Below are 24,067 nucleotides of genomic sequence, written 5' to 3' on the forward strand. Positions count from 1 at the left end.
GCTTAGCTCTCCTTCGGCGGCGCATTGTCGCTGATGTAATTAGCCAGCTTGCAGTACTGCTCTACGGAAATATTTTCCGCACGCATTGCCGGGTCGATGCCCAACTCAGCTAACACGTCAACGGTAAACAGATTGCCAAGGCTGTTACGAATCGTTTTACGGCGCTGGTTAAAGGCTTCTGTCGTGATACGGCTCAGCACGCGCAGGTCTTTGACCGGATACGGCATCGTTTTATGTGGCACCAGGCGCACAACCGCAGAATCCACTTTTGGTGGTGGCGTGAACGCGGAAGGCGGCACTTCTAATACCGGGATCACGTTGCAGTAATATTGCGCCATCACGCTTAAACGACCATACGCTTTACTGTTCGGCCCTGCAACCAGACGGTTAACGACCTCTTTTTGCAACATGAAGTGCATGTCGGCAATGGCATCAGTATAGCTAAACAGATGGAACATCAGCGGGGTGGAGATGTTGTACGGCAGGTTACCGAACACGCGCAGCGGCTGTCCCATTTTTTCTGACAGTTCGCCAAAGTTCATGGTCATCGCATCCTGCTGATAAATCGTCAGCTTCGGCCCGAGGAAAGGGTGCGTTTGCAGACGCGCGGCCAGATCGCGGTCGAGTTCGATAACGGTCAGTTCGTCAAGGCGTTCGCCTACCGGCTCGGTCAGCGCGGCAAGACCCGGGCCGATTTCGACCATGGCCTGGCCTTTCTGCGGATTAATGGCAGAAACGATACTGTCGATCACAAACTGATCGTTGAGGAAGTTTTGCCCGAAGCGTTTACGGGCTAAGTGGCCCTGATGGACTCGATTAGTCATTGAGTATTAACAATCATTTTGATGGCGAGATTAAGCGCCGTGATAAAACTGCCGACATCCGCTTTTCCCTGGCCTGCCAGATCCAGCGCAGTACCGTGGTCAACGGACGTTCGAATAAAGGGTAAGCCGAGGGTGATATTCACCCCGCGACCAAATCCCTGGTATTTTAGCACGGGCAGACCCTGATCGTGGTACATCGCGAGTACGGCATCGGCTTTATCCAGGTATTTGGGCTGGAAAAGGGTGTCGGCAGGCAGTGGCCCGCTGAGGTTCATCCCCTTCGCCCGCATCTCCTCAAGCACCGGAATGATGGTGTCGATCTCTTCAGTGCCCATATGTCCGCCCTCACCCGCGTGCGGATTCAGGCCGCAAACCAGCACATGCGGCTGCGGAATACCGAATTTGGTTTGCAGATCGTGATGCAAAATGCCAATGATCTCACGCAGGAGTTCAGGCGTAATGGCATCCGGAATGGCTTTGATCGGCAGGTGCGTTGTTACCAGCGCAACGCGCATTGCTTCGGTTGCCAGCATCATCACCACTTTCGGGCTGTGCGAACGCTCTTCGAAAAATTCGGTATGCCCGGTAAACGGAATGCCCGCGTCGTTGATTACGCCTTTATGCACCGGACCGGTGATCAGGGCTGCAAATTCGCCCTGAAGGCAACCGTCACAGGCGCGCGCCAGCGTCTCGACAACGTAGTGGCCGTTTTCGATGTGTAACTCACCGGGGACAACAGGTGCACGGAGCGGAACTGAAAGCAGGGTGAGAGTACCAGCCTGCTGCGGTGCGGGCTGTTGGCCTTCAACGTAAGGGAGGAGCGTTAAAGGCAGACCGAGCAAGGCTGCCCGGTCTTGTAACAGTGTTGCATCTGCGCAGACCACCAACTCTACCGGCCAGCTGCGCTGGGCGAGCTGAACCACAAGGTCAGGCCCAATCCCGGCGGGTTCGCCGGGAGTGATCACAACACGATGCGGTTTCATTAGTTGCTCAACACTTTCACGTAAGCGCTGGCGCGTTGTTCCTGCATCCAGGTTGCGGCTTCTTCAGAGAACTTACGGTTAAACAGCATGCGATACGCACGATCTTTCTGCGCCGCGTCGGTTTTATCCACGTTGCGCGTGTCCATCAGCTGGATCAGATGCCAGCCGAAGGAGGAGTGCACTGGCGCGCTCATCTGACCCTTATTCAGCTTCATTAACGCATCGCGGAAAGCTGGATCGTAAATATCCGCTGCCGCCCAACCCAGGTCACCGCCCTGGTTTGCAGAGCCAGGATCCTGAGAGAACTCTTTTGCTGCTTTATCGAAGGTGGTTTTACCGCTCTTGATGTCTGCGGCGATCTGTTCCAGCTTCGCACGGGCCTGATCGTCAGTCATGATCGGAGACGGTTTGAGCAGGATATGGCGCGCATGCACTTCGGTAACCGAAATGTTCTGGCTCTGACCGCGCAGGTCGTTCACTTTCAGAATGTGGAAGCCCACACCGAAACGGATTGGACCGACGATGTCGCCTTTCTTCGCCGTGCTCAGCGCCTGGGCAAACAGGGATGGCAGCTCCTGAATACGGCCCCAGCCCATCTGGCCGCCTTTCAGCGCCTGCTGGTCAGCAGAGTAGGTGATCGCCAGTTTGCCGAAGTCATCGCCATTACGCGCCTGCTCAACGATAGCGCGCGCCTGACTTTCCGCCTCAGCCGCCTGATCGGAGGTTGGGTTTTCCGGCAGTGGGATCAGGATGTGGCTCAGGTTAAGTTCAGTGCTGGCATCATTCTGATTACCCACCTGTTTCGCCAGGGCATCCACTTCCTGAGGCAGGATGGTGACGCGGCGACGGACTTCATTGTTACGCACTTCTGAAATCAGCATCTCTTTACGGATCTGATTACGGTAGGTGGCATAGCTGATGCCGTCATAGGCCAGGCGGCTACGCATCTGGTCCGGGGTAATGTTGTTCTGCTTTGCAATGTTAGCGATCGCCTGATCGAGCTGCTCGTCAGAGATCTTCACACCCATTTTCTGGCCCATTTGCAGGACAATCTGATCCATGATCAGACGTTCCAGGATCTGGTGGCGCAGCGTAGCGTCATCCGGAAGTTGTTGACCTGCCTGGCCCGAGTTGAGCTTTACAGATTTCATCAAACCGTCAACGTCACTTTCAAGCACGACGCCGTTGTTAACCACAGCCGCGACTTTATCGACAACCTGTGGGGCCGCGAAGCTGGTATTCGCAACCATAGCGACACCGAGTAGCAGCGTTTTCCAGTTCTTCATACTTTTTCCATTTCAATTAACCGCAAAGCGGATTACGTTGTAAATCAAGCACATTACAATGAACTACGATACGGCAGAATGTTCGAGCGCAGCATCTGCTGCGTGCCCAGACCGTAGTTAGAGCTCAGGCCGCGCAACTCGATATTAAAGCCAATCACGTTATCGTATTTGCCCTGACTGTTTTGCGTATCCCAGCCGTTAAGTTTGCGTTCGTAACCGACACGTATTGCGTAACAGCAGGAGTTATATTGCAGACCCAGCATCTGGTCAGCAGGTTTTTGGGCATTCGTGTCATAGTAGTAGGCTCCGACGACTGACCAACGATCGGCGATAGGCCAGCTCGCGGCGGTACCCACCTGTGAAATACCGTCTTTGTATTGGTCTGTATTCGCATAGTTTGGCAATGTCGCCTGGATATACTCCGGGCTGGCGTAACGGTACGTCAACTGCAACATGCGATCTTCATCACGACGATATTCGATGGCAGCGCTGCCCGTCGCGATATTGTCCAGTCGTGTATCGTACTGAACACCACCGCGCAGACCCCAACGATCCGTCATACGCCAGTAGGTGTCGCCCGCCCATACCAGTGAGCCCGTTTTGTTGTCTTTCTCCCAGTTAATGTCGTCATCACCGGTACGAGACTCGGTGAAATAGTAGATTTGACCAACAGAAACGTTAAAACGTTCAACGGCAGCATCATCATAAATGCGCGTTGTGACGCCGGTCGTTAACTGGTTAGCAGACGCAATACGGTCAAGGCCGCCGTAGGTACGATCCCGGAACAGGCCGCTGTAGTCTGATTGCAGGAAGGACGAGTCATAGTTTTGAATTTTGCTCTGATCGCGATAAGGCACGTACAGATACTGCATACGTGGCTCAAGCGTCTGGGTGTATCCATCCGCGAGAAGAGCCATGTCACGTTCGAAAATCAGCTTCCCGTCCATTTTGAACTGCGGAAGCGTACGGTTTACCGACTCTTCAAGATCGGTGCCATAGCGTTTGTTATACCAGTCCAGATTTTTCTGCTGATAGTGGGTGGCCATCAGCTTGGCTTCGGTATTCAGGCTCGCCCAGTCGTTTGACCACGGCAGATTGATCGTCGGCTCGATATGCAGACGCGTTGATTCCGGCATATCCGAGTTGGTGTTGACGAAATGGACCGCCTGAGCGTAAACGTGCGTGTCGAAAGGACCCACATCGTTCTGGTACCAGTTCACGTCCAGCTGCGGCTCTGCACCATAGGTACTACGCGATTGCGTATCAAATACCTGGAACTGCTTGGTCGACACCGTCGCGTCAAAGTTCTCAATGGCGTAGCCCACGCTGAATTTCTGCGTGGCGTAACCGTCGGTACTGGACCCGTATTTAGAGTCGAAGTCGTTGAAGTAATACGGATCGCTGACTTTGGTGTAGTCGATGTTGAAGCGCCACACCTGATCCAATACCCCGGCGTGCTTCCAGTAGTACATCCAGCGGTGCTTATCACCTTCGCTCGGATGTTCGTCCTGGAACACCTTATCTGATGGCAGATAATCAAATTCCATCAGACCCGCGCCCGCTTTGGTCAGATAGCGGAATTCGTTCTCCCACATGATGTTACCGCGCTTATGGATGTAGTGCGGCGTGATCGTGGCGTCCATGTTGGGCGCAATGTTCCAGTAGTACGGCAGGTAGAACTCAAAGTAGTTCGACGTGCTGTACTTGGCGTTCGGGATCAGGAAGCCTGAACGACGTTTGTCACCCACAGGCAGTTGCAGGTAAGGACTATAGAAAATGGGCACCGGGCCGAGTTTAAAACGGGCGTTCCAGATCTCTGCAACCTGTTCTTCACGGTCGTGGATCACTTCGCTGCCCACAACGCTCCAGGTATTTGACCCTGGCAAACAGGACGTAAACGAGCCGTTTTCGAGAATGGTGTAGCGGTTCTCGCCGCGCTGCTTCATCAGGTCTGCGGTACCGCGCCCCTGACGACCGACCATCTGATAATCACCTTCCCAGACGTTGGTGTCCTTGGTATTCAGATTCGACCAGGCTTTCGGACCTTTCAGGATGACCTGATTGTCGTCATAGTGCACATTACCCAGCGCATCCACCGTACGGACAGGCGCCTGAGCACCTTCCGGCTGCTTCTGGTGCAATTGCACTTCGTCAGCCAGCAGACGGCTGTTTCCCTGGTTAATATCGACATTGCCCGTAAAGGTTGCATTGTCAGGATAATTACCTTTTGCGCTGTCGGCATTAATGGTGACGGGTAAGTCATTCGTATCGCCTTTCACCAGTGGGCGATTGTAACTTGGGACGCCAAGCATACACTGCGAGGCGAGATCGGCTGCGAGCCCCTGTTGGCTATACAGGGCGGTGCCAATCATTGTGGCCAGAAGGGTGGGGATACGTTTTTTCATACGTTGTATTTTATTGTTCCGTCATCAGTGGCTACGGCTTACAAACGCTCAGAGACTATCTTACTCATCAGCGCAGTACCAGCGTTAATCCTGCCCGTTTGCGCGCCAGAGTGTTAGGCTCGCTATCGAATGACGAGTATGATAATGCAAATTATAGGCGATGTCCCTCAATTGACCGTGGCGCGACCACTGTAATGATGGCGTTGCGTCGGCCAGGAACATGACCATTCGGGGAGTATATGCAGTATTGGGGTAAAATAATCGGCGTTGCGTTCGCAATTATTATGGGTGCCGGATTCTGGGGTGTTGTTCTTGGCCTCATTATCGGCCATATGTTTGATAAAGCACGCAGCCGCAAAATGGCCTGGTTTGCCAACCAGCGCGAGCGCCAGTCACTCTTTTTCTCCACCACCTTCGAGGTGATGGGGCACTTAACCAAATCAAAAGGGCGCGTAACGGAAGCCGATATTCAGGTTGCCAGCGTCTTTATGGATCGCATGAATCTGCACGGCGAATCCCGCGTCGCGGCGCAGAATGCATTCCGGATTGGTAAAGCGGATAACTACCCGCTGCGTGAAAAAATGCGGCAGTTCCGTAGCATCTGCTTCGGGCGCTTTGATTTAATTCGGATGTTTCTGGAAATTCAAATCCAGGCCGCCTTCGCGGATGGCTCTCTGCATCCGAATGAACGGGACGTCCTGTATGTGATTGCTGAAGAGCTGGGCATTTCCCGCATGCAGTTCGATCAGTTCCTGCGCATGATGCAGGGTGGCGCGCACTTTGGCGGCGGTTATCAACAGCAATCGTCCGGTGGCGGCTGGCAGCAGGCGCAGCGTGGCCCTACGCTTGAAGATGCCTGTAATGTCCTCGGCGTGAAGCCCTCTGACGATGTCACGACCATCAAACGCGCCTATCGTAAGCTGATGAGCGAGCACCATCCGGATAAGCTGGTGGCGAAAGGCCTGCCGCCTGAGATGATGGAGATGGCGAAACAGAAAGCGCAGGAAATCCAGAAAGCCTACGAGCTGATTAAAGAGCAGAAAGGTTTTAAATAAAAAAATGGCCCGACAGTGTCGGGCCATTTTTTCAGAAGTCCACCGGGGCTTTGAACGTCATGGCGTTGCCGAAAGCAGGGTGGGTGATGGTGAGCGTCTGCGCATGCAGTTGCAGGCGCGGCGCTAACGCCAGCGCTTCCGGCGGCGCATAGAATCTGTCCCCCAGAATCGGGTGACCCATCGCAAGCATATGCACACGCAGCTGATGGGAGCGCCCGGTAATCGGCTTCAGCAGGACGCGCGCGGTATTATCCGGCGCGTACTCCAGCACTTCATACTCGGTCTGCGCAGCCTTGCCGGTTTCATAACACACCTTCTGCTTTGGCCGGTTCGGCCAGTCGCAAATCAGCGGTAAATCCACCAGCCCTTCCGCCTGCGCCGGATGGCCCCACACGCGGGCGACATACTGCTTCTTCGGCTCGCGCTCGCGGAACTGACGCTTCAGCTCACGTTCTGCCGCCTTATTAAGAGCCACCACAATCACGCCGCTGGTCGCCATATCCAGACGATGGACAGACTCGGCCTGGGGATAATCGCGCTGGATACGCGTCATCACGCTGTCTTTATGCTCTTCCAGACGCCCCGGCACGGACAACAGGCCGCTCGGCTTGTTAACCACCATAATGTGCTCGTCCTGATACAGAATGACCAGCCACGGATCCATCGGGGGATTGTAGGGCTCCATTACCATTTTGCGCTCCGCTTACTGATGCGTCACAACGATAAGACGCAGGGCGTCGAGACGCCATCCGGCCTGATTCAGACTTTCCAGCACCTGCTGGCGGTTGCTCTCAATTGCGGCCAGCTCATCGTCACGAATGTTCGGGTTCACCGCTTTCAACGCTTCCAGACGCGACAGCTCGGCAGAAAGCTTCTCATCGGCTTCGCTGCGCGCCGCATCAATCAGCACTCTGGCCGCTTTTTCGGCCTGGGTTTCACCCAGTTGCAGAATGGCATGCACGTCCTGTTGCACCGCATTCACCAGCTTGCTGCCGGTATGGCGGTTCACCGCGCTCAACTGACGGTTGAAGCTTTCAAACTCCACCTGGCCGGCCAGATTCGTACCGTTTTTATCCAGCAGCAGACGCACCGGCGTTGGCGGGAGGAAGCGGTTAAGCTGAAGCTGTTTCGGCGCCTGCGCTTCCACAACGTAGATCAGCTCCACCAGCAGCGTGCCCACAGGCAAGGCTTTGTTCTTCAACAGGGAAATGGTGCTGCTGCCGGTATCGCCGGAGAGGATCAGATCCAGACCGTTGCGGATCAGCGGGTGCTCCCAGGTAATGAACTGTGCGTCTTCGCGGGACAGCGCCACATCACGCTCAAAGGTGATAGTGCAGCCGTCTTCCGGCAGGCCCGGGAAATCCGGCACCAGCATATGATCGGACGGGGTCAGCACGATCATGTTCTCGCCGCGATCGTCCTGGTTTATACCGACGATGTCGAACAGATTCATGGAGAAGCTGATCAGGCTGGTGTCGTCGTCCTGCTCTTCAATGCTTTCGGCCAGCTGCTGCGCTTTTTCACCGCCGTTGGAGTGGATCTCCAGCAGGCGATCGCGACCCTGCTCCAGCTGCGCTTTCAGTGCGTCGTGCTTCTCACGGCAGGATTTAATCAGCTCATCAAAGCCCTCGCTATTTTCAGGCGCGGCCAGGTAACCGATCAGATCGCCATGGACCTGATCGTAAATGGTGCGGCCGGTCGGGCAGGTGTGTTCAAACGCGTCCAGCCCTTCGTGGTACCAGCGCACCAGCACGGACTGGGCGGTTTTCTCCAGATACGGCACGTGGATCTGAATATCGTGCGCCTGCCCGATACGATCCAGACGGCCGATACGCTGCTCCAGCAGATCCGGGTTAAACGGCAGATCGAACATCACCAGATTGCTGGCGAACTGGAAGTTACGGCCTTCAGAACCGATTTCAGAGCACAGCAGAACCTGCGCGCCGCTGTCCTCTTCACCAAACCAGGCTGCTGCACGATCGCGCTCAACTATGGACATGCCTTCGTGGAACACGGCGGCGCGAATGCCTTCGCGCTCACGCAGAACCTGCTCCAGCTGCAATGCGGTAGCGGCTTTGGCGCAGATCACCAGCACTTTCTGGGAACGGTGAGCGGTGAGGTAGCCCATCAACCACTCCACGCGCGGATCGAAGTTCCACCAGGTGCCGGTGTCGCCTTCGAATTCCTGATAAATCTGCTCCGGGTAGAGCATGTCGCGCGCGCGATCTTCCGCAGATTTACGGGTGCCCATAATGCCGGAGACTTTAATCGCCGTCTGGTACTGGGTCGGCAGCGGCAGTTTGATGGTGTGCAGCTCGCGTTTCGGGAAGCCTTTCACGCCGTTACGGGTGTTACGGAACAGCACGCGGCTGGTACCGTGGCGGTCCATCAGCATGTCGATCAGCTCTTTACGCGCGGATCCCGCATTATCGCTGTCGCTGTTCGCGGCCTGAAGCAGCGGCTCAATATCCTGCTCGCCAATCAGATCGCTGAGAGTGTTAAGCTCATCATTAGAGAGACGATTACCGGCCAGCAGCAGCGCGACGGCGTCCGCCACCGGGCGGTAGTTTTTCTGCTCTTCAACAAACTGCTCAAAATCGTGGAAACGGTTGGGATCGAGCAGGCGCAGACGGGCGAAGTGGCTCTCAAGACCCAGTTGCTCCGGCGTGGCGGTCAGGAGCAGAACGCCCGGTACGCGCTCGGCAAGCTGCTCAATCGCCATGTATTCACGGCTTGGCGCGTCTTCGCTCCAGACGAGGTGGTGCGCTTCGTCGACGACCATCAGATCCCATTCAGCGTCGCACAGATGCTCCAGGCGCTGCTTGCTGCGGCGCACGAAGTCCAGGGAACAAATGACCAGCTGTTCGGTTTCAAACGGGTTGTCCGCGTCGTGCTGGGCTTCGGCATAGCGCTCATCGTCGAACAGGGAGAAGCGCAGGTTAAAGCGGCGCAGCATTTCAACCAGCCACTGATGTTGCAGCGTTTCTGGAACCACAATCAGCACGCGCTCGGCAGCGCCAGAGAGCAGCTGCTGGTGCAGGATCATGCCTGCTTCGATGGTTTTACCCAGGCCCACTTCGTCAGCCAGCAGCACGCGAGGCGCATGGCGACGGCCCACGTCATGGGCGATATTCAGCTGATGGGGAATAAGGCTGGTACGCTGACCGCGCAGGCCGCTCCACGGCATGCGGTACTGCTCACTCTGGAACTTACGCGCGCGGTAGCGCAGGGAGAAGCGATCCATTCGGTCGATTTGCCCGGCAAACAGACGGTCCTGCGGCTTGCTGAACACCAGTTTGCTGTCGAGCAGCACTTCACGCAGGATGACATTCGTCTCGTCGGTATCAAGACGCGTTCCGATGTAGGCGAGCAGTCCATTCTCTTCTTTTACGTCTTCAACCTTCAGTTGCCAGCCGTCATGGCTGGTCACGGTATCACCCGGATTGAACATTACGCGGGTAACAGGGGAGTCATTGCGAGCGTACAGGCGGTTTTCACCGGTAGCAGGGAAAAGGAGGGTAACCATGCGCGCATCGACGGCAACGACGGTTCCTAATCCAAGTTCGCTTTCTGTATCGCTGATCCAGCGTTGACCAAGTGTAAAAGGCATAGTTGTTCGGCTCTAATCTTTAATTGCAGGCAATAGTTCGACCCCGTCAAAAAAGACGGTCATCGAAAAATGGGTCCGGGAATGGAAAGGGCGCTATGGTACTGGATGGCAACGGTTTCGTCACGCGTCAAAATAGCCCAAGTTGTCCTGTCACTAGTGTAGCAAAGTCGTCGTTGATGAACGGTAAAATTCCCTCCGCAACAGGCTGAAGCTGGCGGGTCAGGTAGTGATCGTAATCGAGCGGAGACTGCTGGTAATCAACGGGTTCTGGTCCGTTCGTTGTCCAGACGTATTTGATCGTTCCCCGGTTCTGATACTGCGGCGCGCGGCCCCGGCGAACGTTCTCTTCATCCGCCAGCCGCGCCGCGCGGACGTGCGGAGGAACATTACGCTGGTAGTCCGCCAGCGGGCGGCGCAGGCGCTTGCGATACACCAGCTGCGCGTCAAGTTCGCCTGCCATCAGGCTGGCTATCGTCTCGCGCACGTAGTCCTGATACGGCTCATTGCGGAACACCCGCAGATAGAGGGTTTGCTGAAACTGCTGTGCCAGCGGCGTCCAGTCGGTGCGCACTGTCTCCAGCCCTTTAAACACCATCCGCTGCTTGTCGCCTTCCTGAATCAGTCCGGCGTAGCGCTTCTTGCTGCCCTGGTCGGTTCCGCGAATGGTCGGCATTAAGAAGCGGGCAAAATGGGTTTCAAACTCCAGCTCTAACGCGCTGGTTAACCGCTCTTTTTGCAAATTTTCGCGCCACCAGGCGTTCACGAAGGCGACCAGTTCTTTGCCGATTTGCGCGGCGTCGTCTTCTGAATGGGCCGATTTCAGCCAGACAAAGGTGGAATCGGTGTCGCCATAAATAACGTCATAACCCCGGGATTCAATCAACGCTTTGGTCTGGCGCATAATGTCGTGCCCGCGCATGGTGATGGACGACGCCAGACGCGGATCAAAGAAGCGGCAGGCGCTGGTGCCCAGCACCCCGTAAAAGGCGTTCATAATGATTTTCAGCGCCTGTGAGAGCGGCTTGTTGCCGTAACGTTTTGCCTCGTCGCGGCCGTGCCAGATGTTTCCCACGATTTCAGGCAGGCAGTGTTTTTCGCGCGAGAAGCGTGCCCCAAGAAAACCTTCGGTGCTGTGCGCATCGTCTGGCTGCGCCATCCCCTCGACCAGCCCTACCGGATCAATCAGAAATGTGCGGATAATCGACGGGTACAGACTTTTATAATCCAGCACCAGCACCGAATCATACAGCCCGGGCCGTGAATCCATCACGTAACCGCCGGGACTGGCCTGCGGCGGCACGTCACCGAGGTTAGGGGCCACATAGCCCGCCCGGTGCATCCGCGGGAAATAGAGGTGGCTGAAGGCCGCTACCGAGCCGCCGTGCCTGTCGACCGCGAGACCGTTTACCGTTGCGCGTTCCAGCAGGAAGGGCATGATCTCGGTTTTATGGAAAATCTGCGTTACCAGCTCACAGTCTTTCAGGTTATAAGTAGCGAGCGCCGGCTTATCCTCATTAAAGCGCCGGTCGATCTCGTCCATTCGGTCCCAGGGATTGTCGATGGATTTACCTTCACCGAGCAGCGCCTGGGCGACCGCTTCCAGCGAGAAGGAAGAGAAGTTCCAGAAGGCCGATTTCAGCGCCTCGATGCCGTCGATTATCAGGCGACCGTTAGCCTGTGCGAAGAATACGCCGTTCTTAAAACCGTGCTCTCGCCACTCCAGCTCCGTGTTTCCGCGCCCTAACGTCAGGGGAATGCGGTACCGCTCGGCATGTTTTTGCAGCACGCGCAGGTCAAACTGCACCACGTTCCAGCCGATCAGCACGTCGGGATCGTGCTCGGCAAACCACTGGTTAAGCTTCTCCAGCAGCTGTGGTCGGCTGATAACGTATTCCAGATGAAAATCCAGCGCGGACGCATCGCCGTTCGGGGGCCCGAGCATATAGACAACCCGCTGCCCACAGCCCTCCAGGCCGATGCAGTACAGTTCACCGTGGCGGGTGGTTTCGATATCCAGCGAGACCCACTTGAGCGGGGGGCGATAGTGCGGATTAGGCTTCAGGCGCGCGTTAACGATCCTGCCGTTTTGCGCGGTGCCATCTACCCAGACGGGGGCGGTGATAAACCGCTCCATCAGAAAACGTTCCGGCGGGCGAATGTCCGCTTCATAGAGCGTCACGCCCGCTTCGCGGAGCAATTTTTCATAGCGCATCAGCTGGCGATGGGCGCGACAGTAGAGGCCATAAACCGGCTGGCGGTGGAAGTCTTTTAGCTCAAGAGGCGTGAGGCGCCAGCCGTTTTCACCGCGCAGCAGCTGCTTTACCTTCTCGACGTGGTGTTCAGGGATAAACGCCACGGACTCCTGAGGCGGCAGGGTAACGTGCAGCGGGCCGTTATCCGTCGCCAGCCAGAACGCAACCTCGGTGCCCTGAGGGGTATCCCGCCAGTGTCGGGTCAGTAAAAAGCCTTCTTGCGCCTGTGCCACGCCGCTATCCCACAAAACAAACCAGGCCTGATTATAGCCTGGTTGAGGGGTGTTTGCTGGGGTTTTATACAGTGCCTGTTTTGCCGGATGGCGCTACGCTTATCCGGCCAACAGGATCCGTAGGCCCGATAAGCGCAGCGCCGCCGGGCAATGATTTACTGCCCGTAGTACGCCTTCGCACCGTGCTTGCGCAGATAATGCTTATCCAGCAGGGTTTGCTGCATATCCGGCATCTGCGGTGCCAGCTGGCGGCAGAAGATCCCCATGTAGGCGACTTCCTCCAGCACGATCGCGTTGTGCACCGCGTCCTCCGCGTTTTTACCCCAGGCAAACGGGCCGTGGGAGTGCACCAGCACGCCGGGCATTTGCGCCGCGTCGATTCCCTGTTTTTCGAAGGTTTCGACGATCACGTTCCCGGTTTCCCATTCGTACTCACCGTTGATCTCCGCATCGGTCATCAGACGCGTGCAGGGAATGGTGCCGTAGAAGTAGTCCGCGTGTGTGGTGCCGCTGGCCGGGATGGACTGGCCCGCCTGCGCCCAGATGGTCGCGTGACGTGAATGGGTATGCACAATCCCGCCGATGGTTGGGAATGAGCGGTAGAGCAGGCGGTGGGTTGGCGTATCGGAGGAGGGCTTTTTATTGCCTTCAACCACTTCACCCGTTTCGAGGCTGACCACAACCATATCGTCTGCGGTCATTACCGTGTAATCCACGCCGGAAGGCTTGATCACGAACACCCCTTTTTCCCGGTCAACGGCGCTGACGTTGCCCCATGTCAGGGTCACGAGGTTATGTTTTGGCAGCGCCAGGTTGGCTTCGAGTACCTGACGTTTGAGATCTTCTAACATTGTCGTCTCCTGCCGGATGGCGCTGCGCTTATCCGGCCTACAGAACCGTAGGCCCGGTAAACGAAGTGCCACCGGGCATTCAGGGCTTAGCGTTTTGAACCGTAATAGACTTCGTTCCAGCGCAGCGCGTCTTTAAAGGCTGGCAGACGGGTGTCGTTATCAATCACGGTCAGTTCGATGTCGTGCAGCTCGGCAAACTGACGCATATCGTTCAGGTCAAGCGCGTGGCTGAAGACGGTGTGGTGCGCGCCGCCGGCCAGGATCCAGGCTTCCGACGCGGTTGGCAGGTCAGGTTGCGCTTTCCACAGGGCGTTCGCGACCGGCAGTTTCGGCAGAGAATGCGGAGTTTCCACCGCATCGACGCAGTTCACCAGCAGGCGGAAACGATCGCCGAGGTCGATCAGGCTGGCGTTAATGGCCGGGCCGGTACGGGTGTTGAAGATCAGACGGGCCGGATCCGCTTTGCCGCCAATGCCGAGGTACTGCACATCGAGGATCGGTTTCTCTTCAACGGCGATAGAGGGACACACTTCCAGCATGTGCGAGCCGAGCACCAGATCGTTGCCGTTCTCGAAGTGGTAGGTGTAGTCTTCCATAAAAGAGGTGCCGCCCTGCAGACCGGTTGACATCACCTTCATGATGCGAAGCAGAGCGGCAGTTTTCCAGTCGCCTTCGCCCGCAAAACCGTAGCCCTGCTGCATCAGACGTTGTACCGCCAGACCCGGGAGCTGTTTCAGGCCGTGGAGATCTTCAAAGGTGGTGGTGAAGGCATGGAAGCCGCCCTGTTCCAGGAAGCGCTTCATGCCCAGTTCAATGCGTGCGGCATCCAGCACGTTCTGGCGCTTGTCGCCGTTGACCTGTGCCGCAGGCGTCAGGCGGTAGCTGCTTTCGTACTCGTCCACCAGCGCGTTAACGTCGCCATCGCTGATGTCATTCACCACCTGCACCAGGTCGCCCACTGCCCAGGTATTCACGGAGAAGCCGAACTTGATCTGCGCGGCCACTTTGTCGCCGTCGGTTACGGCAACTTCACGCATGTTGTCGCCGAAACGCACCACTTTAAGGTGACGGGTATCCTGCTTAGAGACCGCCTGACGCATCCAGGAGCCAATGCGTTTTTGTGCCTGGCCGTCCTGCCAGTGGCCGGTCACCACGGCATGTTGTTGACGCATACGTGCGCCGATGAAGCCGAACTCGCGACCGCCGTGCGCGGTCTGATTCAGGTTCATGAAGTCCATGTCGATGCTGTCCCACGGCAGGGAGGCGTTGAACTGAGTGTGGAATTGCAGCAGCGGTTTGTTGAGGATAGCCAGGCCGTTGATCCACATTTTGGCTGGCGAGAAGGTGTGCAGCCACACCACCAGGCCAGCGCATTTGTCATCGTAATTGGCATCGCGGCAGATGTTAGTGATTTCGTCCGGCGTAGTACCCAGCGGCTTCAGCACCAGTTTGCACGGCAGTTTGGCTTCCGTGTTCAGCGCATTCACAACGTGCTCCGCGTGTTTCGTCACCTGCTGCAACGCTTCCGGTCCGTATAAATGCTGGCTGCCAATCACAAACCACACTTCATAATTATTAAAAATGGTCATTATCGTGTCCTTAATGTGTCAGGGTTGCCGTAGTGTCCGCGGTACTTTTGGCCGGGGCGGCGACAGGGAGATAGTGAAGTTCGGCGCTTTTTGCCCATTGCTGGTAGCGCTGATAAAGCTGTTCAAAGCGTTGTGCCTGCTGAGCCTGCGGCTGAAGCGTACTTTCGACGGCGCTCGCCATATGCTGTTGCGCGGTCGGGATATCCGCATGGACACCTGCGGCCACGGCAGCGAAAATCGCTGCGCCCAGCGCACAGCACTGATCGGAGGCCACAATTTGCAGCGGACGGTTGAGCACGTCGCAGCAGGCCTGCATGATCACCGGGTTTTTACGGGCGATACCGCCCAAAGCCATCACGTTGTTCACGTCAATGCCCTGCCCGGTGAAGCACTCCATAATGGCGCGCGCGCCGAACGCGGTGGCGGCGATCAGGCCGCCAAACAGCGCGGGCGCGTCGGTCGCCAGGTTGAGATCGGTAATCACCCCTTTCAGACGCTGGTTGGCAAACGGCGTACGACGGCCGTTGAACCAGTCCAGCACCACCGGCAGGTGATCGAGAGACGGATTTTTTGCCCAGGCTTCGGTGAGCTGCGGCAGGAGCTGTTTTTTGCTCGCGGTAATCTGGGTTTTCAGTTCAGGATGCGCGGCCGCCAGCTGATCCAGCGGCCAGCCGAGCACCCGGCCAAACCAGGCGTAGATATCGCCAAACGCGGACTGACCCGCTTCGAGGCCGATAAAATCGGGCACCACGCTGCCGTCAACCTGACCGCAGATACCCTTCACCGCGCGGTCGCCAACGGTCGTTTTATCCGCCGTCAGAATGTCGCAGGTGGAGGTGCCAATCACTTTCACCAGCGTGTTAGGCTGCGCACCCGCGCCCACGGCGCCCATATGGCAGTCGAACGCGCCGCCGGAAATGGTCACGTTTTGCGGCAGACCGAGGCGTTTCGCCCACTCCTCGCAGAGCATGCCGACCGGAATATCGGCGGTGAAGGTGTCGGTAAACAGCGGGTATGTCAGGTTTTTGTTGATGATCGGGTCGAGTTCATCGAAGAACGCTGCCGGAGGCAGACCACCCCAGCTTTCATGCCACAGCGATTTATGCCCGGCGCTGCAACGGCCACGGCGAATAGCCTGCGGGCGAGTGGTGCCGGAAAGCAGGGCGGGAACCCAGTCGCACAGCTCAATCCATGACGCCGCTGCCTGTGCGACCGACGCGTCCGCGCGGGTAACGTGCAGGATTTTTGCCCAGAACCATTCGCTGGAGTAGATCCCGCCGATGTAGCGCGAGTAGTCGGTTTTGCCCGGCTGGTGGCATAAGCGGGTGATGGCTTCCGCCTCTTCCACGGCGGTATGGTCTTTCCACAGCACAAACATGGCGTTCGGGTTATCGGCAAACTCCGGGCGAAGCGCCAGTACGCGGCCTTCTGCATCAACCGGGGCCGGCGTTGAACCGGTACTGTCGACGCCAATCCCCACGACGTCGGCCCGCTGGGCATCCGTCAGCTCCGCCAGCACGGTTTTGATCGCCGCTTCCATTGATTCAATGTAATCACGCGGGTGGTGGCGGAACTGGTTGTTCGGCGCATCGCAGTAGCGCCCCTCTTGCCAGCGCGGATACCACTCAACGCTGGTTGCTATCTCCCGGCCAGTCGTACAGTCCACTGCCAGCGCGCGAACTGAGTCGCTGCCAAAATCGAGGCCAATTGCAATTGCCATGGTGTTGCTCCATCCAAAACAGGTATGGAAGAACATTAGAGACTGAGGACAAAGATCGTCAGGCAGGATCCGCTAATCTTATGGACTAAATTGCTGTAGCAGCGGAAAGTGTGACGCCGTGCAAATATTCAATGTGGACATTTCTGCCGTACTTATAGACACTTTTGTTACTGCTTATCCGCCCGTGCTGGCGGAGAAATCAGGGGAAAAGGCTGAAACATGGCGGACGTAAAAGAGGCGTGATGCTTTTTGGATCTTTTCGCGGGCCATTTTTATACTGCTTTTATCGATATGGACAATTGGTTTCCTTCAGGACCCTTGGGAGAACTGAATCTATGGCCGAACCGCAAAACGATCCCCTGCTGCCGGGATACTCATTTAACGCCCATCTGGTGGCGGGGCTGACGCCCATTGAGGCCGAGGGGTATCTCGATTTCTACGTCGATCGACCGCTCGGAATGAAAGGGTATATTCTGAACCTGACCGTTCGCGGGGAAGGGGTGATTAAAAACGGCGATCGGCAGTTTATCTGCCGCCCTGGTGATATGCTGCTGTTCCCGCCGGGGGAGATCCACCACTACGGACGCCACCCGGATGCCAAAGAGTGGTATCACCAGTGGGTCTATTTCCGTCCGCGCGCCTACTGGCAGGAGTGGCTCTCGTGGCCGGCCATTTTCGCCCATACCGGTTTATATCGCCCGGATGAGGCGCATCTGGCGCAGTTCCGTGAGCTGTTTGCACAGATTATTGAGGCAGGGCAGGCGGGAGGGCGCTACGCCGAACTGCTGGCCATCAATCTGCTTGAACAGGTGCTGCTGCGCCGCATGGAGGCCATCAACGAGTCGCTTAATCCGCCGCTGGACAACCGCGTCCGCGACGCCTGCCAGTACATCAGCGACCACCTTGCCGACAGCCAGTTTGATATTGCCAGCGTCGCCCAGCATGTGTGCCTGTCGCCGTCACGGCTGTCGCATCTGTTCCGCCAGCAGCTTGGCGTGAGCGTGCTCAGCTGGCGCGAGGATCAGCGCATCAGCCAGGCGAAACTGCTGCTCAGCACCACCCGAATGCCTATCGCCACCGTCGGGCGTAACGTCGGCTTTGAAGATCAGCTCTATTTCTCTCGCGTGTTTAAGAAGTGCACCGGTGCCAGCCCGAGCGAATTCCGTGCGGGATGTGAATAATCGGTAAACATTCAGGTGAACTTCAGGCGCATCTTGTAAACTATTCAGACAATTGATGCCTTGACGCGGTGCAGGGCGCTAAGCAGAATCGCTGATTCGTTTTCTGACCGGAATAGTTATGCAGGCATTGCTGGAACATTTTATTACCCAGTCCGTTATGTATTCGCTCATCGCCGTGGCGCTGGTGGCGTTTCTGGAGTCGCTGGCGCTGGTCGGGCTGATCCTGCCCGGCACCGTGATGATGGCGGGGCTTGGGGCGCTTATCGGCAGCGGCGAGGTCAATTTCTGGCAGGCGTGGATGGCCGGTATTATCGGCTGTTTGCTGGGGGACTGGATTTCCTTCTGGCTGGGCTGGCGCTTTAAGAAGCCGCTACACCGCTGGTCGTTCATGAAAAAAAACAAAGCGCTGCTGGATAAAACCGAGCATGCGCTGCACCAGCACAGCATGTTCACCATCCTCGTGGGGCGCTTCGTTGGGCCAACGCGTCCACTGGTGCCGATGGTGGCCGGGATGCTGGATCTGCCCGTCGCGAAGTTTGTGGTGCCGAATATCATCGGCTGCGTCTTCTGGCCGCCGTTCTACTTCCTGCCGGGTATCCTGGCGGGCGCGGCGATTGATATTCCTGACGGTATGCAAAGCGGTGAGTTTAAATGGCTGCTGCTGGGTACGGCGGTGCTGCTGTGGCTGGCGGTTTGGCTCTGCTGGCGCCTGTGGCGCAGCGCGAAAGCGAGCGTCGATCGCCTGACCCGCTATCTCCCGCGCACGCGCCTGCTCTGGCTGGCCCCACTTACGCTCGGCGTGGCGGTGGTAGCGCTGGTGGCGCTAATCCGTCACCCGCTGATGCCGGTGTACGGAGAGATCCTGTTGAAGGTGGTGAGCCGTTAAGGTGTTTTCCCTCTCCCCGTGGGAGAGGGCCAGGGTGAGGGCATCAGACCGCACGAATGCCCAACAATGAAGATGCCCCTGCGTTACCACTCAGAAGTTCTTCTGTTTCTCCATCCCACAAAATACGTCCCTCTGCGATCACCACCGATCGCGGCGCGATGCGTGCGGCATCTTCAATGCTGTGCGAAACCATCAGCATCGTCAGTTGTTCGCGCTCGCACACCTCCTCAACCAGCGAGAGCATTTCCTGACGCAGAGCCGGGTCGAGCGCCGAAAAGGGTTCGTCGAGCAGCAGCAGCGGCTGCTCGCGCACCAGACAGCGTGCCAGCGCCACGCGCTGGCGCTGGCCGCCGGAAAGCTCCCCCGGAAGTCTGTTGATAAACGCAGACAGGCCCATTTGTTCGGCGATCGCCTCCAGCGTCTGACGCTGCGCAGCACTGAGCTTTAACCCCGGATCCATACCCAGCGCGATGTTCTGCCAGACCGTAAGATGATTGAACAGATTGTTTTCCTGAAACAGCATCGACACCGGGCGCTTAGCCGGCGGAGCGTAGGTAAACTCGCCGTTATCAATGACGATCGACCCGCTGGCTGGCTGCAAAAAACCGGCAATCAGATTGAGCAGGGTACTTTTTCCGGCCCCGCTGGGGCCAAGCACTGCGATTCGCTCTCCCTGACGAACGGAGAGGGTAAAACGCATTGGCAGGTGCTCATAAAGCCAGGTTACATCAGTCAGTTTTAACATCACGCCCCGGAAGTTTTTCGATAACGGTAAATAACGCAAAGCACAGCAGCAACAGGAGCAGCGCCGTGACGGCGCCGTCCTGGCTACGATAGGAGCCAATTTGCTGATAAAGCCAGAACGGCAGCGTGCGGAAATCCTCGTTGCCGAAGAGCGCCACTACGCCAAAATCGCCAATCGACAGCACGCAGGCAAACGCCAGCGCCTGGGCGAGCGGACGTTTCAGTGCGCGCAATTCTACCACCTTCAGACGCTGCCAGCCCTGCATGCCCAGCGACTGACACAGCAAGCTGTAGCGGCTGTTGACGTCGCGCATCGGATTTTCCAGTACCTTGAGCGCGTAAGGGATGGCCATCAGTGCGTTGGTAAAAATGACGATGCCGTCGGCGCTTTCCGGCAGGCCGAGGGTGCTGTTGAACAGTAAAAAGAATCCGGTCGCCAGCACAATGCCCGGCATCGCCAGGATCAGCATACCCGTCAGTTCCAGCGCGTGTCCGGCTTTACGGGCATGACGCGCGTACAGCTCGCGGCTGCTCCAGAGCAGCATCATGGTCAGAATCACGCACAGTAGCCCGGCTGCCAGCGCAATGCGCAAGGAGGTCCACGTCGCTTGCCACAGGACAGGTTGTTGCAGTACCGACAACACATTGCGATTCAGTCCATCAACGATAACGGCCAGCAGCGGGGGCAGCAAAAGCAGGAGTGCCAGTGCGATCAGCATAAAATCCGCGACGCGGCTATACAGGCTGTCCTGCGGATCGCGCCAGCCTGTCATGTTATTGCTTCCTGCGGGGATCGTTTTGCTTAGCCTCTGGCTGAGTAACACCAGTGCCAGACAGCATACCATCTGCACGATCGCCAGCAGCGCGGCGCGGCCCGGATCGTAGTCGTAACTTAAAGCCTGATAGATCGCCAGCTCAATGGTGGTGGCCTGCGGCCCGCCGCCGAGAGAAAGTACGGTCGCGAAGCTGGCAAAGCAGAGCATAAAGATTAGCGCGGCAACCGGGGCAATCTGGCGTCGCAGCCACGGCCATTCGACAAAGCGGAAGAACGACCAGCCGCGCATGCCAAGCTGGGCGGCAATCTGACGCTGCTCACCGGGAATGTTTTCCAGCGCCTGTAAAAAGAGGCGCGTGGCCATCGGCATATTGAAAAAAATATGCGCCAGCAGAATGCCTTTCAGGCCGTATGGCGAGAAGGTCCATTCCAGACCAAGCAGGTTGAAAAGGAATGCCAGCCATCCCTGCCGACCATAGACGCTCAGAATGCCGAACACCGCCACCAGCACGGGCAGGATCAGCGTCATCGCGCACAGCCGCAGCAGGGCAAGCCTGCCGGGGAAACGTCTGCGATAGAGGGCGCGGGCGAGGAAAATGGCCGGGATGACTGACAGCAGCGCGGAGAGAAACGCCTGCCAGAACGAGAAACGGATGACGTGCCAGAGATAGCTGTCGTGCCAGAGGGCAAGCAGATCGCTCTCTGGCGCGTTAAACCACAGCGCAAGGAATGCACCCAGGCTGACGACCACCATCAGTATAGCGGCGAGCAGCCCGGGAACTAACCAGCCGGGGATCAGCGGCTGACGGCGCGTTGCCATTCACTTATCCATGCGGCGCGCTGGGTGGCAACCTGCTGCGGCGTAAATTCCAGGGAGGTTTGCGGTTTGTTCAGCTGCTCAAAACCTGCCGGCAGCGCAACATCAGTGACCGGGTACATCCAGTTTCCTGTCGGAATAGCATTCTGGAATGCCGGTGAAACCATAAACTTCAGGAATTTCTCGGCGAGCTCCGGCTGTTTGCTCGCGGCGGTGCGGGCGGCCACTTCCACCTGCAAATAATGTCCTTCAGCAAAGTTCGCGGCGGCGTAGTTGTCTTTCTTCTCGGCGATAATGTGGTAGGCCGGAGAAGTCGTGTAGCTCAGCACAAGGTCGCTTTCGCCTTTCAGGAACAGGCCGTAGGCTTCGCTCCAGCCTTTGGTGACGGTAACGGTTTTCGCAGCCAGTTTCTGCCACGCCTCAGGCGTTTTGTCGCCATAGACTTTCTGCATCCACAACAGCAGCCCCAGACCCGGCGTGCTGGTGCGCGGATCTTCATAAATCACGCGCCACTTCTGATCGCTTTCGACCAGCTCTTTCAGGCTTTTGGGCGGATTCTTCAGCTTGTTTTTATCGTAGACAAACGCAAAGTAACCGTAATCAAAGGGAACGAAGGTGTCGTTTTTCCAGCCGCCCGGCACGTTGACGGCATCTGCCGCCACGCCGCTTTTGGCGAACAGTCTGGTTTGAGTGGCGGCTTGCAGCAGGTTGTTATCCAGCCCGAGCACCACGTCGGCTTTGCTGTTTTTGCCTTCCATACGCAGCCGGTTAAGCAGAGAGACACCATCTTCCAGTGCCACGAATTTCAGCTCGCAGTTGCAGTCGGCTTCAAAGGCTTTTTTCACCGCCGGGCCGGGGCCCCAGTCGGCGGAGAAGGAGTCGTAGGTGTAGACCGTCAGGACAGGCTTAGCAAAAACAGGCAGCGCAAACAGCGCCAGCAGAGGAAGAACGTTTTTTAACACTTTGCACCTCAGGGTTGAGTGGCAAAGGATTTTGAGAGACAGCCTCAAATCCCTTCGCCGGCGTTATCCGGATCAGGTTCGACGGGTATTATCTCAGCGCACATCAGTGATGCAGCACCCCGTTGAGAACGGCGCTATTGTAATGATTTGGTGAATATTACGAAAGCGTTATGGCTCCGGCGGCGCAAACCACGCGGATTTAAAATCAAACCAGCCCAGGGTATTCATTCGCAGGCCGCGCATGCTGCGCTGACCCTGGATCAGCAGCCAGTGGTGAATCAACGGTACGATCGTCTGCCCGGCCAGCAGCTCCTGACACCAGGCGGCCAGATCCATTTCTCCTGCCCGCCACCGTGCGGCGTCTCGCTGCCAGTCCCGATTGATACAGTGCTGAATCAGGGGCACTTCATACAGGTGAGAGAAGAGCGAAAAATCAAGCGGCAGCGTGAAGTTCGCACTGTTGAGCCAGATATCGCTGATAACATCTCCACGGTGCCATTCATCATAGTCCACTTCCTGTATCGCCAGCGTCACGCCCTCGGCTGCCAGCAGCTTACTCATGATCCTTGCGATAAACCGGTGCTCAATGTGATCGCGATAGTAGCTGAGGGTGATGGTCTCCAGTCCGGCAGGTTTTTCACTGCGTATTGGCTGCGCATGGTGCCAGCGCGGAAGCAGGCCATAGGCCGGGAACCACCAGGTCTGGTATTGCTCCTCTGCGTGATAAATCAGGTTAGCGGGCGCCAGAACATGGCTGATCCACCTGCGTACGTCGTGATTCGCCCCGCGATGGCTGCGGCTATCGAAGAGCAGGTAGTAGCAGCCCTCCTCCAGGCGGCTTTCGAACGCCTTTTCACCGGCTGTTGGCCCTTCCAGCGTCAGGCCTGCGCTCAGCTCTTCGTTGAGATCCGGCAGTACCCAGACGTTGACTTCGTCGATCAGCGCCCTATAGCCAAAGTAATCATCAAAGGCGCGGATCTTCAGCTGATTACTGTTGTTCCGTGAAACGGAGTAGGGGCCCGTACCAATCGGCTGGCTGGAAAAATTGTTCAGGGATCGCCACTCGGCAGGCAGGATCATCGAGGGCACGTAGCCCAGAAGCCACGGAAGCCATTTGTCCGGCTGCGATAGCTCAATATCCAGCGTCCATGCCGTTGGGGAGTGGATCCGCGCGATATGCGAATAGAGCGGCAGCGTGCGGGCGCGCTCTAAGGAATCGATAACGTCGCGCATCTCCAGCTCGCGTCCATGGTGGAAATGTATGCCGGGACGTAAAAAGAAGCGCCAGTGCAACGGAGACACCTGTTGCCAGTGATGGGCAATATCCGCTTCCAGTTCCCCGTTTTCCTCATTTATCCGCGTCAGACCGCTAAAAATCTGCCGGGCCATGTGGGTTTCAGAGCGACGTAACGCCGTACCGGGCAACAGATTTTTCATTGGGCGATAGTAAAGCACTCGCAGAATGTGGCGTCCCTGACGAAAGCTGCGTCCCAGATGCGAGACCAGCATCTGGCGCACGGCGGCTTTGTCGCCCACCAGCTGGACCAGCTGATCGATGCGGTCTTGCTCCAGCAGATCCTCCGCCCGCTGTTGCTGCAACGCCAGGCCGGTATAGAGGAAAGTCAGGCGCGAGCGCTTACCGCGTCCGGCTTCGGCCTCCCAGTTTAGCCAGCCCTGCTGCTGCATGGTGTTAAGGAGGGTACGCATATGACGCCGGGAGCAGTTGAGGAGCTCAGCCAGCTCGTTCAGCGTGGTCTCCTGCGATTGCCCCTCGCAGCACTGCCAGAGGCGGATAAATTGTTGTTGCAGACGACCAGAAGGCATAAAAGAGGAACTCCTGACAAAAAATCAGCAATTTATTAATCCCTATATTAAGCCAATAATCCTTATCGAT

At 57.1% G+C, this 24,067-nt stretch carries 17 protein-coding genes and 1 riboswitch; of the genes, 3 read left to right on the plus strand and 14 right to left on the minus strand.

Going from position 1 to position 24,067, the window contains the following annotated elements:
• Positions 1-2: 2 nt before the first annotated feature.
• From rsmA to lptD, 4 genes are read right to left on the minus strand one after another with little or no spacing between them, the layout of a single operon-like run.
• Positions 3-824, minus strand: a complete 822-nt coding sequence (rsmA, locus tag ACQG0S_RS03435; RefSeq protein ID WP_003856423.1) for a 16S rRNA (adenine(1518)-N(6)/adenine(1519)-N(6))-dimethyltransferase RsmA — start codon at positions 822-824, stop codon at positions 3-5.
• Positions 821-1,807, minus strand: coding sequence for a 4-hydroxythreonine-4-phosphate dehydrogenase PdxA (pdxA, locus tag ACQG0S_RS03440; RefSeq protein ID WP_022647019.1), 987 nt, complete (start codon positions 1,805-1,807; stop codon positions 821-823). The genes rsmA and pdxA overlap by 4 nt, the downstream gene beginning before the upstream one ends.
• Complete coding sequence (gene surA / locus ACQG0S_RS03445) at positions 1,807-3,093, minus strand: peptidylprolyl isomerase SurA (RefSeq protein ID WP_426750021.1); 1,287 nt, start codon at positions 3,091-3,093, stop codon at positions 1,807-1,809. Before surA ends, pdxA begins: the two co-directional genes overlap by 1 nt.
• Before the next feature lie 53 nt (positions 3,094-3,146).
• The gene (lptD, locus tag ACQG0S_RS03450) at positions 3,147-5,498 is read right to left on the minus strand and encodes an LPS assembly protein LptD (RefSeq protein WP_023299304.1); all 2,352 of its coding nucleotides are present in this window, start codon (positions 5,496-5,498) and stop codon (positions 3,147-3,149) included.
• A 239-nt stretch (positions 5,499-5,737) separates the two neighbouring features.
• Here lptD and djlA point away from each other — a divergent pair, with 239 nt between their 5' ends.
• Positions 5,738-6,553 carry a co-chaperone DjlA gene (gene djlA / locus ACQG0S_RS03455; RefSeq protein WP_023299305.1) on the plus strand — a complete coding sequence of 272 codons (816 nt, stop codon included), beginning with the start codon at positions 5,738-5,740 and terminating at the stop codon, positions 6,551-6,553.
• Between the two features lie 31 nt (positions 6,554-6,584).
• On the opposite strand, the gene rluA is transcribed toward djlA, so the two are convergent.
• The 6 genes from rluA to araB form a co-directional block, all read right to left on the minus strand.
• A complete protein-coding gene (rluA, locus tag ACQG0S_RS03460; protein ID WP_003856412.1) occupies positions 6,585-7,244 on the minus strand; it encodes a bifunctional tRNA pseudouridine(32) synthase/23S rRNA pseudouridine(746) synthase RluA in 660 nt (219 codons plus the stop codon).
• Positions 7,245-7,256: 12 nt separating this feature from the next.
• Positions 7,257-10,163, minus strand: coding sequence for an RNA polymerase-associated protein RapA (rapA, locus tag ACQG0S_RS03465; RefSeq protein ID WP_023299306.1), 2,907 nt, complete (start codon positions 10,161-10,163; stop codon positions 7,257-7,259).
• Positions 10,164-10,290: 127 nt separating this feature from the next.
• Complete coding sequence (gene polB, locus ACQG0S_RS03470; protein ID WP_169440945.1) at positions 10,291-12,648, minus strand: DNA polymerase II; 2,358 nt, start codon at positions 12,646-12,648, stop codon at positions 10,291-10,293.
• 155 nt (positions 12,649-12,803) lie between these two features.
• Positions 12,804-13,499, minus strand: a complete 696-nt coding sequence (gene araD / locus ACQG0S_RS03475) for an L-ribulose-5-phosphate 4-epimerase (protein WP_169440947.1) — start codon at positions 13,497-13,499, stop codon at positions 12,804-12,806.
• A gap of 86 nt (positions 13,500-13,585) precedes the next feature.
• The gene (gene araA, locus ACQG0S_RS03480) at positions 13,586-15,088 is read right to left on the minus strand and encodes an L-arabinose isomerase (RefSeq protein WP_426750023.1); all 1,503 of its coding nucleotides are present in this window, start codon (positions 15,086-15,088) and stop codon (positions 13,586-13,588) included.
• A gap of 10 nt (positions 15,089-15,098) precedes the next feature.
• The gene (gene araB, locus ACQG0S_RS03485) at positions 15,099-16,808 is read right to left on the minus strand and encodes a ribulokinase (protein WP_045622486.1); all 1,710 of its coding nucleotides are present in this window, start codon (positions 16,806-16,808) and stop codon (positions 15,099-15,101) included.
• A 335-nt stretch (positions 16,809-17,143) separates the two neighbouring features.
• Between araB and araC the strand changes: the two genes are divergently transcribed.
• Both araC and ACQG0S_RS03495 read left to right on the plus strand, forming a co-directional pair.
• Positions 17,144-17,989: an arabinose operon transcriptional regulator AraC gene (araC, locus tag ACQG0S_RS03490; RefSeq protein ID WP_022647026.1), complete on the plus strand. Its 846-nt coding sequence runs from the start codon at positions 17,144-17,146 to the stop codon at positions 17,987-17,989.
• A gap of 118 nt (positions 17,990-18,107) precedes the next feature.
• The gene (locus ACQG0S_RS03495) at positions 18,108-18,875 is read left to right on the plus strand and encodes a DedA family protein (RefSeq protein ID WP_017383796.1); all 768 of its coding nucleotides are present in this window, start codon (positions 18,108-18,110) and stop codon (positions 18,873-18,875) included.
• A gap of 43 nt (positions 18,876-18,918) precedes the next feature.
• On the opposite strand, the gene thiQ is transcribed toward ACQG0S_RS03495, so the two are convergent.
• The 4 genes from thiQ to sgrR form a co-directional block, all read right to left on the minus strand.
• The gene (gene thiQ, locus ACQG0S_RS03500; protein WP_032621321.1) at positions 18,919-19,620 is read right to left on the minus strand and encodes a thiamine ABC transporter ATP-binding protein ThiQ; all 702 of its coding nucleotides are present in this window, start codon (positions 19,618-19,620) and stop codon (positions 18,919-18,921) included.
• Complete coding sequence (thiP, locus tag ACQG0S_RS03505; RefSeq protein WP_063137939.1) at positions 19,604-21,214, minus strand: thiamine/thiamine pyrophosphate ABC transporter permease ThiP; 1,611 nt, start codon at positions 21,212-21,214, stop codon at positions 19,604-19,606. The genes thiQ and thiP overlap by 17 nt, the downstream gene beginning before the upstream one ends.
• On the minus strand, positions 21,190-22,173 hold the full coding sequence (gene thiB, locus ACQG0S_RS03510; RefSeq protein ID WP_022647029.1) for a thiamine ABC transporter substrate binding subunit: 984 nt from the start codon (positions 22,171-22,173) through the stop codon (positions 21,190-21,192). Before thiB ends, thiP begins: the two co-directional genes overlap by 25 nt.
• Before the next feature lie 31 nt (positions 22,174-22,204).
• Positions 22,205-22,305, minus strand: a riboswitch (TPP riboswitch).
• A gap of 36 nt (positions 22,306-22,341) precedes the next feature.
• The gene (gene sgrR / locus ACQG0S_RS03515; RefSeq protein WP_063137938.1) at positions 22,342-23,997 is read right to left on the minus strand and encodes an HTH-type transcriptional regulator SgrR; all 1,656 of its coding nucleotides are present in this window, start codon (positions 23,995-23,997) and stop codon (positions 22,342-22,344) included.
• Positions 23,998-24,067: the final 70 nt, after the last annotated feature.

Source organism: Enterobacter cloacae complex sp. 418I7, from assembly GCF_050030705.1.
Lineage (GTDB): Bacteria > Pseudomonadota > Gammaproteobacteria > Enterobacterales > Enterobacteriaceae > Enterobacter > Enterobacter intestinihominis.

Bases quoted from the DNA above. Each gene is read 5' to 3' on its own strand.
- rsmA (WP_003856423.1), bottom strand. From the start codon at position 824: ATGACTAATCGAGTCCATCAGGGCCACTTAGCCCGTAAACGCTTCGGG.
- pdxA (WP_022647019.1), bottom strand. From the start codon at position 1,807: ATGAAACCGCATCGTGTTGTGATCACTCCCGGCGAACCCGCCGGGATT.
- surA (WP_426750021.1), bottom strand. From the start codon at position 3,093: ATGAAGAACTGGAAAACGCTGCTACTCGGTGTCGCTATGGTTGCGAAT.
- lptD (WP_023299304.1), bottom strand. From the start codon at position 5,498: ATGAAAAAACGTATCCCCACCCTTCTGGCCACAATGATTGGCACCGCC.
- djlA (WP_023299305.1), top strand. From the start codon at position 5,738: ATGCAGTATTGGGGTAAAATAATCGGCGTTGCGTTCGCAATTATTATG.
- rluA (WP_003856412.1), bottom strand. From the start codon at position 7,244: ATGGTAATGGAGCCCTACAATCCCCCGATGGATCCGTGGCTGGTCATT.
- rapA (WP_023299306.1), bottom strand. From the start codon at position 10,163: ATGCCTTTTACACTTGGTCAACGCTGGATCAGCGATACAGAAAGCGAA.
- araD (WP_169440947.1), bottom strand. From the start codon at position 13,499: ATGTTAGAAGATCTCAAACGTCAGGTACTCGAAGCCAACCTGGCGCTG.
- araA (WP_426750023.1), bottom strand. From the start codon at position 15,088: ATGACCATTTTTAATAATTATGAAGTGTGGTTTGTGATTGGCAGCCAG.
- araB (WP_045622486.1), bottom strand. From the start codon at position 16,808: ATGGCAATTGCAATTGGCCTCGATTTTGGCAGCGACTCAGTTCGCGCG.
- araC (WP_022647026.1), top strand. From the start codon at position 17,144: ATGGCCGAACCGCAAAACGATCCCCTGCTGCCGGGATACTCATTTAAC.
- ACQG0S_RS03495 (WP_017383796.1), top strand. From the start codon at position 18,108: ATGCAGGCATTGCTGGAACATTTTATTACCCAGTCCGTTATGTATTCG.
- thiQ (WP_032621321.1), bottom strand. From the start codon at position 19,620: ATGTTAAAACTGACTGATGTAACCTGGCTTTATGAGCACCTGCCAATG.
- thiP (WP_063137939.1), bottom strand. From the start codon at position 21,214: ATGGCAACGCGCCGTCAGCCGCTGATCCCCGGCTGGTTAGTTCCCGGG.
- sgrR (WP_063137938.1), bottom strand. From the start codon at position 23,997: ATGCCTTCTGGTCGTCTGCAACAACAATTTATCCGCCTCTGGCAGTGC.